This is a genomic window from Nocardioides pacificus, from assembly GCF_054775955.1.
Genome location: NZ_BAAHCI010000005.1, coordinates 1,502,074 through 1,514,943, shown reverse-complemented (window position 1 = coordinate 1,514,943; position 12,870 = coordinate 1,502,074). Strand labels below are relative to the sequence as shown.

Genomic DNA, 12,870 nt, shown 5'->3' with positions numbered 1-12,870 from the left:
GAACTGCGGATCCCAGTAGGGTGTGACAGCGCAGGAACGCCCAGGGGGACCCATCTCGCGAGAGGAATCACGTGTCGGCGGGAAGTGTCACCTCGTCACCCCAGGCCCCCTCCGGGGAACCCGAGGAGCCGCGTCTGTCCCGACGCGAGCAGGTCCGCAGGCTGACGACCGAGGAGATCAAAGCGTCCGCCCGTGAGCAGCTGACGCTGCAGAGCGCCGGACAGCTCTCCTTGCGTGCCGTCGCCCGCGAGGTGGGTCTGGCCCCCTCCGCGATCTATCGCTACTTCAGCTCCCAGCAGGCGCTGGTGGCCGCCGTCGCCGCCGACGCCTACGCCTCCGCAGCCCTGGCGCTGCGGGCTGCCCGCGACAGCGTGACGACCGACTCCACCTGGGACCGCTGCCGCGCCATGGGCATCGCCTACCGGGAGTGGGCACTCGAGAACCGGGCCGAGTTCAACCTGATCTTCACCACCGACCAGGCCTTCCTGCTCTCGGGCAGCGAGGTCGACATGGCCGCTGCCCTGCACGAGTTCTACGCCGCTCCCCTGCAGACCTTCTTCGATGCCGCCCGGTCGGGCGAGCTGGACCCGTCCCGGGCACGCTTCGACGGCCAGCTGCAGCTGAGCGAGGCCCTGCAGCAGGTTCGGCAGGCCCTGGTGGCGGACGCCGTGGAGCCGTTGGACAGCGGCCCGGTCGGGTTGTTGCTGATGGTCTGGACCGCCCTGCACGGCTACGTCTCACTCGAGATCACCGGGCAGCTGGGGTGGTTCTTCACCAACCTCGACGAGTGCTACGTGGCACACCTGGAGACCGTGCTCGAGGCAGCCGGGTTCCTCCGCCCCACTCCCGACTGACCTCTCCCCGACCGGCCCCTCCCCGACCGGCTCACGCTCGGGGCCGCGGCCCACGAGGGAATCCCAGGGCGGCCTGGACGACGGCGGAGAAGCCGGGGCGCGCATGGCGCAGGCCGTACCCCACGCCATCGTCGGCGAGCGACAGCAGCCATTCCCGGTCGACGTCGCGAGCCCACCACGACAACGGCAGGTGCAGCACGGTACCGCTCGTGCCACGCGGCCGATCGGAGGTGCTCGCGCGTCTCCTCGGCCACCTCGAGCAGGTGCGGGAGCCACGGGGGCCGTCAGGAGTTGTACTGCTGCTGAGTGCGCTCGAGGCCCTCGGTGATCAGGCACTCGACCGCATCCGCGGCGTCCCCGATCTGGAAGGGGAGCTCTTTGCGCTCCACCTTGGAGTAGTCCGACAGCACGAAGTCGGCCACGTCCTGGCGCCCCGGGGGCCGACCGATGCCCGCCCGGATGCGGTAGAAGTCGCCGGTGCCGAGCGAGCCGCGCATGGACTTGAGCCCGTTGTGGCCGTTGTCGCCGCCCCCGAGCTTGGTGCGGAGAGTGCCGAAGGCGATGTCCAGCTCGTCGTGGATCGCGATGATGTGGTCGGGGGCGACCTTGTAGAACTTCGCGAGGGTGGAGACCGGGCCACCCACCTCGTTCATGTAGGAGCGGGGTCGGGCAAGGACCACCCGGGGTCCCGGGGTCCCGGGCGCGCCGACACGCCCCTCCACGACCTCGGCCCGCCCGGACTTGTGAGCACGGAAGGGCGCGCGCATCCGAGCGGCCAGCTCGTCGGCCACCAGATAGCCGATGTTGTGCCGGTTGCCGGCATAGCCAGGGCCGGGGTTCCCCAGACCGACCACGAGCCACACGTCTGGCGTGGACTCGCTCATGGTCTGGTTCTCCCCGGCCCTGGCGTCGAGATCACTCGGAGTCGGAGCCCTCGGCGGGCGTCTCGTCGTCCTTCTCGTCCTTCTCGATGCCGGCCTCTGCCTCGGCCTCCTCCAGCTCAGCCTCGACCTGCTCGGTGGTCTGGGCCTGGGTGACGTTGACGATCAGCGTCTCGCCGTCGGTGACCAGGATCGAGCCCTTGGGCAGCACCAGGTCGGCGGCGGAGAACTGCGTGCCGGCCGCGGCGCCCTCGATGGACAGCTCGATGGCGTCGGGGATGTGCGTGGCCTCGGCCTCGATCTGGACCGTGGAGTTCTCGGTCACGACCAGGGTCTCGCGAGCCGCGTCACCGGTCACGTGGACGGGGACGTCGACGGTGACCTTCTCGCCGCGGGTCACCGCGACGAAGTCGATGTGCTCGAGGAAGCCCTTGATCGGGTCGCGCTGGACCTCCTTGGCCAGCGCCAGGTGGAGCTCGCCGTCGAGGTCGAGCTCGACGAGCGCGTTGGCGCCACCCTTCTTCAGGGCCAGCATCATGGTGTGGCCGTGCAGGGTCACGTGGACCGGCTCGTTGCCGTGACCGTAGATGACCGCGGGCACCTTGTCGTCACGACGGATGCGGCGCGCCGCTCCCTTGCCGAACTCGGTGCGGGCTTCGGCCTTGATCTTCTCGGCAGACATGCTCAGGACTCCTCGTGCGTGGGTGGTGCGGGGATGTGTGCAATGGGTCGTCGGCTGCCGGGCCGGAGCGCGAAAAACGCCGCGCGATCGAGTCAGCGCGGCGCACCGGTGAAGGTTGTGGCCAGCCCTGTCGATCACGGAGTCGGCGTCCGGATGGACGCACTCCCTCGCCGAGGCAACCGCAGAAGTCTAGCCCGCGGCTGCCTCAGGTGCGAATCGCGCCCACCCGGGCCCACCCGAGGACACCCGGGGTCTCCCGGGGACGCTCAGGCGTGCCCTTCGAACATCGAGGTGACCGAGCCGTCCTCGAAGACCTCACGGATCGCCCGCGCCAGGAGCGGCGCGATGGAGAGGACCGTGAGCTTGTCGAAGTGCCGGTCCTCGGCGATCGGCAGCGTGTTGGTCACGATGACCTCGACGGCCGAGCTGTTCTTCAGGCGGTCGACAGCCGGGTCGGAGAGGATCGCGTGGGTGGCGGCGATGATCACGCCGGCGGCGCCCTCGGCCATCAGGGCCTCGGCGGCCTTCACGATCGTGCCACCGGTGTCGATCATGTCGTCGACCAGCACGCACATCCGGCCCTTGACCTCGCCCACCACCCGGTTGGCGACGGTCTCGTTGGGGCGGTCGGTGCGTCGGGTCTTGTGGATGAAGGCCAGCGGGGCTCCCCCGAGGCGGGCCGACCAGCGCTCAGCCACCTTGATCCGGCCGGCGTCGGGCGAGACGACGGCGAGCTGCTCGCGGCCGTACTTCTCCCGCACGTAGTCGGCGAGGATCGGCAGCGCCATCAGGTGGTCGACCGGGCCGTCGAAGAAGCCCTGGATCTGGTCGGCGTGCAGGTCCACGGTGATCAGCCGGTCGGCGCCGGCGGTCTTGAAGAGGTCGGCGATCAGGCGGGCCGAGATCGGCTCGCGGCCGCGGTGCTTCTTGTCCTGGCGGGCATAGCCGTAGAACGGGAGCACGACCGTGATCCGCTTGGCGGAGGCGCGCTTGAGCGCGTCCACCATGATCAGGTGCTCCATGATCCACTCGTTGACCGGAGCGGTGTGGCTCTGCAGGACGAACGCGTCGGAGCCGCGCACGGACTCCTCGTAGCGCACGTAGAGCTCGGAGTTGGCGAAGCCGTACATCGAGGACGGCACCAGACCCGTGCCGATCAGCTCGGCGACCTCCTCCGCGAGGTCGGGGTGGGCCCGGCCGCTGAAGAGCATCAGGTTCTTCTCGGTGCTCAGCTTCATTCCGCTCACGCTATGCCGCTCCCTAGGTACATCACAGAAACCCTGGCCGAAAACCCTGGCCGAAACCCTCGGGCATCCTCCCCCACGGTGGGCACCCCTCCCAAACCGTGCACCCGCCATCTGGGACGACGTTGGTCACACTCCGTCTGCTGTGTTCCCATCCTCGGCTGCCGCGGCCGCCTCGGCCTGCGCCGTACCGGGCCGCCGACGCCGGGTCCACCCGGTGACGATGCGCAGCGGGCCGGACGACACGCCCAGGGCCCCCGCGGGGACGTCGCCGCGGACCACCGTCCCGGCGCCTGTGCCCGCCCCGTCGCCGATCGTCGCGGGCGCGACGAACGTGTTGTTGGACCCGGTCTTGGCGTGGCGCCCGACGACCGTGCGGTGCTTGGCGACGCCGTCGTAGTTGGCGAAGATCGTGCCGGCCCCGATGTTGGTGCCCTCGCCGATCTCGGCGTCGCCGACGTAGGACAGGTGCGGGACCTTGGCCTCGTCGCCGATCGCGGCGTTCTTGGTCTCCACGAAGGCTCCGATCTTGCCGCCGCGGCCCAGCGTCGTACCGGGGCGCAGGTAGGAGAAGGGCCCGACGTTCGCGCCGGGGCCCACCACCGCGAGCTCGCCGTGCGTGCGTACGACGCGCGCGCCGGCGCCGACCTCGCAGTCCTTGAGCGTGGTGTCCGGGCCGACGACCGCGTCCTCCCCCACCACGGTCGCCCCGAGCAGCTGGGTGCCCGGCAGGATCGTGACGTCCTCGGCGAGCACGACGTCGGCGTCGATCCAGGTGGTGTCGGGGTCCATCACGCTGACGCCGTCGAGCATCCAGCGGGTGACGATGCGGCGGTTCATCTCCCGGCCGAGCGCGGCCAGCTGTGCGCGGTCGTTGGCGCCCTCGGTCTGACGGACGTCGTCGATCTGCCAGGCACCGACGTTGAGCCCGGCGTCGCGGGCGATCTGGACCGCGTCGGTGAGGTAGTACTCACCCTTGACGTTGTCGTTTCCGATCGCCTCCAGCGCCTCGAGCAGGAAGCTTGCGTCGAAGGCGAGGATGCCGGAGTTGATCTCACGGATGTCGCGCTGCTCGGGGGTGGCGTCCTTCTCCTCGACGATGGCCTCGACGTCGCCCTCCGCGTTGCGCACGACCCGCCCGTAGCCGAAGGGGTCGGGCACGACGCCGGACAGGATGCTGACGGCGCGCTGCGCCGCCTCGTGGTCGGCGGCGAAGGCGCGCAGGCTCTCGCCGGTGAGCATCGGGGTGTCGCCGGCGGTCACGATCACGGTGCCGGTGACCGTCCCGTCCAGCGCCGACATCGCCGCCCGGACCGCGTGCCCGGTGCCCTCCTGGGTCTCCTGCACCGCGAGGACCGCATCGGGGAGGAGCTGGCGGATGTGCTCGCCCACCTGCTCGCGCTGGTGGCCGACGACCGCCACGACGCGGTCGGGCTCGACTCCGGCCACGGCCGCGAGCACGTGACCGATCATGCTGCGCCCGGAGACCGGGTGCAGCACCTTCATGGTCTTGGACTTCATCCGGGTGCCGCCGCCGGCGGCAAGGACGATGACGGTGAGGTTATCCACGCTCCCCGGGTAGGAGTCGAACCTACGTCGCTAATCCTGATTCAAAGTCAGGCGGGCCCTGCCGGCAGACCAACCGGGGATCGATCCCCTCGGGGACAGGCACACACCTTACTGTCGTCGCGCCTCGCCGCTACTGTCGGCTGCGTGGACCTGCCTGTGATGCCGCCCGTCCAACCCATGCTCGCCAAGTCCGTCAAGGGGATCCCCGACCCGGCCCGCCACGGCGTCGGCGACGTCCCGGGGCTGGCGTTCGAGCCCAAGTGGGACGGCTTCCGCTGCATCGTGTTCCGTGACGGCGACGAGGTCGAGCTCGCCTCACGCAACACCAAGCCGCTCACCCGCTACTTCCCCGAGGTCGTGGCCGCCGTGCTCACCCAGCTGCCGGAGCGGTGCGTGGTCGACGGCGAGCTGTTCGTGGCCCAGGAGGACGCGGCCGCACCGGGCGGCAACCGGCTGCAGTTCGAGGTGCTCCAGGAGCGGATCCACCCGGCCGCCTCGCGGATCGCGACGCTCGCGGAGCGGACCCCGGCCAGCTTCGTCGCCTTCGACCTGCTCGCGCTGGGCGACACGTCTTACGTCGACCGGCCGTTCGCCGAGCGCCGTGCCGCCCTGGAGCAGGCGCTGAGCGGTCTCGACGGGACGGGCCCCTGCCACCTGACCCGGATCACCACGGACCCGGCGCTCGCCGAGGAGTGGTTCACCCAGTTCGAGGGGGCCGGGCTCGACGGAGTGGTCGCCAAGCCCCTCGGCGCGCCGTACCAGCCGAACGCGCGCACGATGCTCAAGATCAAGCACGAGCGCACCGCCGACGTCGTCGTGGCGGGGTACCGCCTGCACAAGACCTCCACCCCCGAGCAACCGCTGCTGGGGTCCCTGCTGCTCGGGCTGTACGAGGAGGGGGCCCTGCAGCACATCGGGGTCGCCGCCTCGTTCACCGCCAAGCGACGCGCCGAGCTCATCGAGGAGCTGGCGCCGTTCGTCTGCCCCGTGGAGGAGCACCCCTGGGGCGAGTGGATGGCGGCGGGCGGGGCGACCGGCGGGGCGATCGCAAACCCCGACCGGGTGCCCGGGACGCAGTCGCGGTGGAGCGCGGGCAAGGACCTGTCGTTCGTGCCACTGACGCCGGCACTGGTGCTGGAGGTCGGCTACGACCACATGGAGGGCCGTCGGCTCAGGCACACCGCACAGTTCAAGAGATGGCGGCCCGACCGCGACCCCGAGTCGTGCGGCTATGCCCAGTTGGACGAACCCGTGGGCTATGACCTGAGTAGGATCCTCGACGTCAGCTGACCCGATCTCTGGAGGCACCCCGCGATGGCCGAAACGACCGCGACCTACGACGTGGTGCTGCTTGTGGAGCAGGCGCTCTCGGCCGCCGATGCGGCCCAGGTGATCACGCTGCACGAGTCCTTGGACCAGCCGGTCCGCTATCACGTGCTGATGCCCGTGGAGGACGCCGCCGGCCGGGTCGAGGCCTCGATGGGCACCCTCGGTGCCGGCGACATGCTCGGCACCCCCGGCCTGGTCCTGTCCGACGTCGACCTCGACGAGGTGCGTCGCGAGTGCCTGGAGACCTCGCAGGCCGACCTGGCCACCACGCTGGCGGCACTGCGCGCGGTCGGGGCCGACGCCGTCGGCGACGTCGCCACGGAATCGCCGGTCGACGCGCTGGCGGCCAAGGTCAAGGCGGTGGACGGCCGCGAGGCGATCATCCTCACCCGCCCCCACGTCGTGGCGGAGTTCTTCCACGTCGACTGGACCTCCCGGGCCCGGCGCCACCTCGGTGTCCCGGTGCTGCACCTGCTGGAGCACGAGAGCTTCGACGAGCAGGCCGGCGGAGGCGAGGGCGTCACCGGCGTCTGAGCCTGCTGTCGGATTCCCCGGTCGACCGGGGATCGCTGAACATGTCGGGCGAAGTTTCGGCCGACAACATCAGGTTTCCCCGGTCGACCGGGGAAACCTGCAGCCCCCACCAGCCGCCGGCTCACTCGATGCGCTGCCCCGCCTCGTCCCAGTGCGCGGCGACCTTCTTGCTGGGCTGCACCCGGGGCGGCTCACCGGGCATCTTGGGATAGTCGGGCGGATAGTTCAGCTCGACGGCGCCCTGCTCCTCCCACAGCCCCAGCAACGGCTCGAGCGAGAACGCGCGATCGTCGATCGTCGCCCAGGGGTCGCCGTGGGCCGCGAGCCGATCCGGCACCGTCGTCAGGTTGAAGACGCGCGGGTCCTCGAGCTCGGCGAGCTCCTCCCAGGTCACCGGTGTGGAGACCGGCGCCCCGGGCAGCGGGCGCAGCGAGTAGGCGGACGCGATGGTCCGGTCGCGGCTGTTCTGGTTGTAGTCGACGAAGATCCGCTCGCCGCGCTCCTCCTTCCACCACGCGGTGGTGACGCCGGGGTCGCGCCGCTCCAGCTCGCGGCCGAACCCGATCGCCGCGTGCCGGACGTCGACGAAGTCCCAGCGCGGCTCGATCCGCACGAAGATGTGCACGCCGCGGTTGCCGGAGGTCTTGGCGAAGCCCTCGATGCCGAGCTCCTCGAGGAGCACCCGCGCCTGTCCGGCGACCCGCACGGCGTCGGCGAACGTCGTACCGGGCTGGGGGTCGAGGTCGATGCGCAGCTCGTCGGGGTGGTCGACGTCGGCGCGCCGCACCGGCCAGGGGTGGAAGGTCAACGTGCCCATGTGGGCGCACCAGACGGGGACCGCGATCTCGGTCGGGCAGATCTCGGCCGCCTTGCGCCCCGACGGGAATGCGATCTCCACCGACTCGACGTAGTCGGGCGCGCCCTTGGCGATCCGCTTCTGGTAGAACGCCTCGGCGTCCTTGTCCTGCGGCCCCGTGGCCAACCGGAAGCCCTCGCGCACACCCGACGGCCACCGCTCGAGCGCGGTCGGTCGGTCGCGCAGGGCACGCATCAGTCCGTCGCCGACGGCGGCGAAGTACTCCGCCACCATCAGCTTGGTGATCTCCGGCGTGCGCTCGGTCGCCTCGTAGATCACTCGGTCCGGACTGGAGACACGCACGGCGCGCCCGCCGGCGTCGACCTCGGCTGCAGGGGGCTTCGCCATGGCGAAAGGCTAGCCGGGCCCTACCCCACGCGCCTCTCCTCGAGCACCGAGTTGGGCGAGAAGACCGGTCGCCTGTCCACCTGGTCGCGCCCGGCCCGGACGAACTCGAACCCACCCGTCGTCACGAGCACCCAGCGGTCGAGGCGGATCAACTGGCCCAGCACGGCCACGCCCACCGCGTCGTACGACGTGAGCAGGGCCTGCGCGCAGGTCAGGTGGGTGGGCGGGAAGTGGAACTCGTTGCGGGCGGCCTCGTCCTCGGAGCCGAGGAACGCCACCGGGCGTCCGAGTCCGGCGCCGCAGATCCCGCAGACCCGGCTCAGCGCGCACTGGGTCACCCGGCGCCGGTCGAGCTCTCGGGCCGAGGGAGGCGCCCCGGCTTCGCCGGTGCCGCAGGCGAACGGCACCGGCACGCCGAGGTCGGGGTCGGTCGGGAGCTCGGAGAACGAGCGCGGCGCGGGGTCCATCAGTCGTCGGCTCCCCACTGCGAGGCACGGCGCGACCAGCCGCCGAGCTCGCTGCGGCGCGGCGGCCGCTCGGCGTCGGAGCGGCGGCGCCGGTCGCGGGCCCCCTCGTCGGAGGTGTCGCCGCGCTCCGGCGGGGCCGGGTCGTCGCTGCTGGTCATGTGGTTGGGCAGGGACAGCTTCATGATCGTGCGCAGCGCCTGGCCGTACTGCCGGTGCAGCGGCCCGGTCGTGTAAGGGATGTCGTACTTGTCGCACAGGGCGCGGACCCGCTCGGAGATCTGCGCGTAGCGGTTGCTCGGCAGGTCCGGGAAGAGGTGGTGCTCGATCTGGAAGCCGAGGTTGCCCGAGAGGATGTGCAGCAGCGGACCGCCCTGGAAGTTCGCGGCGCCGAGGATCTGGCGCAGGTACCACTCCGCGCGGGTCTCGTCCTCGATCTCCTCCTCGGTGAAGTGCAGCGCCCCGTCGGGGAAGTGCCCGCAGAAGATGATCATGTAGGACCACAGGTTGCGCGCGAGGTTGGCGGTCGCGTTGGCGGTCAGCGTGGCGCGGAAGTCCGGGCCGGCCAACGCCGGGTACACGACATAGTCCTTGGCGATCTGGCGGCGGATCTTGCGCCCGATCTGGAGCAGCTGCCGCTTCATCTCCTTGGGGTCCTTCTCGCCCTTGCGGATCCGCTCCAGGTCGAGGTCGTGCAGGGCGACGCCCCACTGGAACAGCGTCGCCAGCAGCGCGTTGTAGACCGGCTGGCCCAGGTAGTAGGGGTGCCACTTCTGCTCGCGCGCCATCCGCAGGATGCCGTAGCCGATGTCGTTGTCGTAGCCGAGCACGTTGGTGAACTGGTGGTGGATGTAGTTGTGCGAGTGCTTCCACTGCTCGGCCGGCTGCGCGGTGTCCCACTCCCAGTTGCTGGAGTGGATCTCCGGGTCGTTCATCCAGTCCCACTGGCCGTGCATGACGTTGTGGCCGATCTCCATGTTCTCGAGGATCTTGGCCAGCCCGAGCATCGCGGTGCCGGCGACCCACGCCGGCTTGCGCACCCGTGGCACGCCGGCGGACCTCGACCAGGCGCTCGCGATCAGCGCGACCCGTCCCCCCGCGGCGAGGCCTCGCTGGATCCGGATCATCCGGTTGATGTACGCCGCGTCCGCGGCGCCGCGCGACTCCTCGATCTCGGCGCGGATCGCGTCGAGCTCGCGGCCGATCTGCTCGACCTCGTCCTCGCTGAGGTGCGTGTACTCCTTGACGTCCGCAATAGCCACGGAAATCCCCTTCCTTCGTTGATCGAGCAGTAGCCGTTGATCGAGCAGGGCGCTCAGCGCCCGACGTCGAGATCCAGCGCCCGACGTCGAGATCAGATGTCGAGCGTGCAGTCGCCGACCGCAGACGTGACACACGTCTGCACCGGCTCGTTCGGCTGGTTGAACTCGTCGCCGTTGCGCAGGTCCTTCACGGTCCCGGAGACGAGCGTGAGCGTGCAGGTGTGGCAGATCCCCATCCGACAGCCGTAGGGCATGCCGACACCGGCCTGCTCACCGGCCTCGAGGATCGTGGTGGCACCGTCGACCTCGGCGGTCTTGTTGGAGTTGCGGAAGGTCACCGTGCCGCCCTCTCCCCCGTCGCCGCCGAGCTTGAGCGAGAACCGCTCCAGGTGCAGCCGGTCGGCGAGCCCCGCGGACTCCCAGTGCTCCTCGGCGGCGTCGAGCATCGGGCCGGGCCCGCAGGCCCAGGTCTCCCGCTCGCGCCAGTCGGGGCAGATCCGGTCGAGGTCGGCCCGGAGGTCGAGCATGCCGTCGATGTCGGTGTGCAGCGGGTGCAGCGTCAGGCCGTCGTGCTTCTCGGTCAGCGCGTCGAGCTCGTCGCGGAAGATCATCCGGTCCGGCGTCGGGGAGGAGTAGTGCATGACGACGTCGGGCATCGTGCCGCGCCGGTCCAGGGTGCGCAGCATCGCCATCACCGGGGTCACCCCACTGCCGCCGACGAGGAAGAGCATCCTGGCCGGCGGCGGGTCGGGCAGCACGAAGTCGCCCTCCGGGAGCGCCAGCCGGACGATGGTCCCCGGCTCGAGCCCACCGACCAGGTGGCTGGAGAGCAGTCCCTCGGGCATCGCCCGGACGGTGATCGCGATGGTCCTACCGCTGCGGGTGGGGGCCGAGCTCACGGAGTACGAGCGCCACTGGAACCGGCCGTCGACCTGCACGCCGATCCCGACGTACTGCCCGGGCCGGTGGTCGTAGCGCCAGCCCCAGCCGGGACGGATCACCAGCGTGGCGGCGTCCTCGGTCTCGGGGATGACCTCCTCGACCCGGCCGCGCAGCTCGCGCGCGGACCACAGCGGGTTGACCATCGACAGGTAGTCGTCGGGGTGCAGCGGCGTGGTCAGCCGCGAGCCCACCGAGCGGACCCGCTCCCAGCGCACCGGCCGCACACGCGGCGTCGAGAGTGACATTGGGTCAGTGAACATCTGTAGACCCAACGGGTCAAGACAGTGTTCACTCTTCGGGGCTCGCCTCTGCAGGCGGTTCGGAGCCGCGAGTACGGTTGAGCCATGAACTACCAGGTGCAGAAGACCGACGAGCAGTGGCGTGCGGAGCTCTCGCCCGAGGAGTACGCCGTGCTCCGCCAGGCCGGCACGGAGCGTCCCGGGACCGGTGAGTACAACGACACCGAGACGACCGGCGTCTACCGCTGCAAGGCGTGCAGCGCGGAGCTGTTCCGCTCGGACACCAAGTTCCACTCCGGCTGCGGTTGGCCGTCGTTCTACCAGCCGATGAGCGACACCATCGAGTACATCGAGGACACCTCGCTCGGCATGAAGCGCACCGAGGTGCGCTGCGCCAGCTGCGGCTCGCACCTCGGCCACGTCTTCCCCGACGGCTACGGCACCCCGACGGGCGACCGCTACTGCATCAACTCGGTGGCGCTCACGCTGGAGCCCAAGGACTGAACCAGCCCGCCGGGCCCAGCTCGGCACCCATCCGCGGGACGTACTGCTCGAAGTAGACCCGGGAGATGAGCTCGCGCCGGCTGCGCACGTCGGCCTTGTCGAACACCGACTTGAGGTGGTCCTGGACGGTGTAGGTCGAGACATGCAGCGACGCCGCGATCTGCTTGGTGTCCACCCCCTGCAGCACCAGCTGGGTGACGTCGCGCTCGCGCGGCGTGAGGTCGAAGGCGGCCACCACCAACGAGACGATCTCCGGGGGGCGCGCCTCCTCGATGGTCACGACCACGTCGCCGACACGCTCACCCGCAGCGCTGAGCGGCGAGGCGTGCAGCACCAGCCACATGCCGTTGGCCGCCCGCACCCGTGCCCGCGGCGGCTGCGGGACCAGCCCCCGGGCATAGCCGCGGGCGGCGCCGACCAGGGACCCGATGAGCGCGACCACGTCGGCCCGCCTCCTCCCGGGGAAGAGCGTGTCGAGCCGCTCCTCCAGGTCCAGGCTGGTCTGCACGATCGCGTCGTCCCCGCCGACCACCAGCACCGCGGGGCCGCTGACCGGCGCCGACCCCGTGACGTCCGCCAGCCGGGAGAGCATCCCGGCCCGCACCCCGCGCGCGAAGGACTGTGCCAGCGAGGCCAGGAACGCGACCTCGGCCTCGGCGAAGGGGGCGTCGTCGGGGCCGCGGAAGAGTGCCATCGCACCCCACGTGTGGCGGCCCTCCCGGAAGACCAGGCGCAGCTCGTCGCTGAACCCGAAGTGCGGGATCATGAAGCGGCTCATCCGCCCCGAGCGCTGCACCTCCCCGCGCGTCAGGTGGTGGACCCCGGCAGCAGGCATCGGCGCGGCGGCCAGCTCGGTGAACGTGGTCGGCTCGACGGTGCCGTACTCGATCAGCCCGAACTCATGGTCGTGGGTGTCCTGCCCCAGCAGCGCGCCGTACTTCCGGGCGCTGGTGAGGAGTCCTGTTCCGGGGTCGTGGGTGGCCAGGCAGGCACCCGCCCAGGCCACCGCCCGCGACACCGACTCGACTCCCTCCGCCAGGAACGACTCCAGGGGCAGCCCGGCGCGCGCGACCACGTCGACGTCACGGCGCACACGCTCGCCGAGCAGACCTCCGGGCATGTACCCGAGTGTGCGGCGACGCGCGGCGCGGCGACATCCCAC

13 protein-coding genes and 1 tRNA gene are annotated in these 12,870 nt (G+C 70.8%); 4 read left to right on the top strand and 10 right to left on the bottom strand.

Going from position 1 to position 12,870, the window contains the following annotated elements:
- Nucleotides 1-71: 71 nt before the first annotated feature.
- Nucleotides 72-854, top strand: coding sequence for a TetR/AcrR family transcriptional regulator (locus tag ACYU7L_RS09890; protein WP_460795639.1), 783 nt, complete (start codon nucleotides 72-74; stop codon nucleotides 852-854).
- Nucleotides 855-1,138: 284 nt separating this feature from the next.
- On the opposite strand, the gene pth is transcribed toward ACYU7L_RS09890, so the two are convergent.
- From pth to ACYU7L_RS09865, 5 genes are all read right to left on the bottom strand, one after another.
- Nucleotides 1,139-1,738 (bottom strand): aminoacyl-tRNA hydrolase, encoded by a 600-nt coding sequence (gene pth, locus ACYU7L_RS09885; RefSeq protein WP_460795637.1) that lies wholly within the window; start codon nucleotides 1,736-1,738, stop codon nucleotides 1,139-1,141.
- A gap of 31 nt (nucleotides 1,739-1,769) precedes the next feature.
- Nucleotides 1,770-2,417 carry a 50S ribosomal protein L25/general stress protein Ctc gene (locus ACYU7L_RS09880; RefSeq protein ID WP_460795635.1) on the bottom strand — a complete coding sequence of 216 codons (648 nt, stop codon included), beginning with the start codon at nucleotides 2,415-2,417 and terminating at the stop codon, nucleotides 1,770-1,772.
- A 266-nt stretch (nucleotides 2,418-2,683) separates the two neighbouring features.
- Nucleotides 2,684-3,655 (bottom strand): ribose-phosphate diphosphokinase, encoded by a 972-nt coding sequence (locus ACYU7L_RS09875; RefSeq protein ID WP_460795632.1) that lies wholly within the window; start codon nucleotides 3,653-3,655, stop codon nucleotides 2,684-2,686.
- A gap of 135 nt (nucleotides 3,656-3,790) precedes the next feature.
- A complete protein-coding gene (glmU, locus tag ACYU7L_RS09870) occupies nucleotides 3,791-5,230 on the bottom strand; it encodes a bifunctional UDP-N-acetylglucosamine diphosphorylase/glucosamine-1-phosphate N-acetyltransferase GlmU (RefSeq protein ID WP_460795629.1) in 1,440 nt (479 codons plus the stop codon).
- A gap of 1 nt (nucleotide 5,231) precedes the next feature.
- Nucleotides 5,232-5,310: transfer RNA gene (locus ACYU7L_RS09865), tRNA-Gln, on the bottom strand.
- Between the two features lie 64 nt (nucleotides 5,311-5,374).
- Here ACYU7L_RS09865 and ACYU7L_RS09860 point away from each other — a divergent pair.
- Nucleotides 5,375-6,520: an ATP-dependent DNA ligase gene (locus tag ACYU7L_RS09860; protein WP_460795625.1), complete on the top strand. Its 1,146-nt coding sequence runs from the start codon at nucleotides 5,375-5,377 to the stop codon at nucleotides 6,518-6,520.
- 24 nt (nucleotides 6,521-6,544) lie between these two features.
- A complete protein-coding gene (locus ACYU7L_RS09855) occupies nucleotides 6,545-7,093 on the top strand; it encodes a hypothetical protein (RefSeq protein ID WP_460795623.1) in 549 nt (182 codons plus the stop codon).
- Nucleotides 7,094-7,214: 121 nt separating this feature from the next.
- On the opposite strand, the gene ACYU7L_RS09850 is transcribed toward ACYU7L_RS09855, so the two are convergent.
- The 4 genes from ACYU7L_RS09850 to ACYU7L_RS09835 all read right to left on the bottom strand — a co-directional run bounded on the left by ACYU7L_RS09850 (nucleotide 7,215) and on the right by ACYU7L_RS09835 (nucleotide 11,210).
- A complete protein-coding gene (locus ACYU7L_RS09850; protein ID WP_460795620.1) occupies nucleotides 7,215-8,297 on the bottom strand; it encodes a DNA polymerase domain-containing protein in 1,083 nt (360 codons plus the stop codon).
- Between the two features lie 20 nt (nucleotides 8,298-8,317).
- Nucleotides 8,318-8,764 (bottom strand): hypothetical protein, encoded by a 447-nt coding sequence (locus ACYU7L_RS09845; RefSeq protein WP_460795618.1) that lies wholly within the window; start codon nucleotides 8,762-8,764, stop codon nucleotides 8,318-8,320.
- Entirely contained in the window at nucleotides 8,764-10,023 is a 1,260-nt protein-coding gene (locus tag ACYU7L_RS09840; protein ID WP_460795616.1) for a fatty acid desaturase family protein, read from the bottom strand. Before ACYU7L_RS09840 ends, ACYU7L_RS09845 begins: the two co-directional genes overlap by 1 nt.
- 92 nt (nucleotides 10,024-10,115) lie before the next feature.
- Complete coding sequence (locus tag ACYU7L_RS09835) at nucleotides 10,116-11,210, bottom strand: ferredoxin reductase (RefSeq protein WP_460795613.1); 1,095 nt, start codon at nucleotides 11,208-11,210, stop codon at nucleotides 10,116-10,118.
- A 99-nt stretch (nucleotides 11,211-11,309) separates the two neighbouring features.
- Between ACYU7L_RS09835 and msrB the strand changes: the two genes are divergently transcribed.
- Complete coding sequence (gene msrB, locus ACYU7L_RS09830) at nucleotides 11,310-11,708, top strand: peptide-methionine (R)-S-oxide reductase MsrB (protein WP_460795610.1); 399 nt, start codon at nucleotides 11,310-11,312, stop codon at nucleotides 11,706-11,708.
- On the opposite strand, the gene ACYU7L_RS09825 is transcribed toward msrB, so the two are convergent.
- Complete coding sequence (locus tag ACYU7L_RS09825) at nucleotides 11,686-12,828, bottom strand: response regulator transcription factor (RefSeq protein ID WP_460795608.1); 1,143 nt, start codon at nucleotides 12,826-12,828, stop codon at nucleotides 11,686-11,688. The genes msrB and ACYU7L_RS09825 overlap by 23 nt on opposite strands.
- Nucleotides 12,829-12,870: the final 42 nt, after the last annotated feature.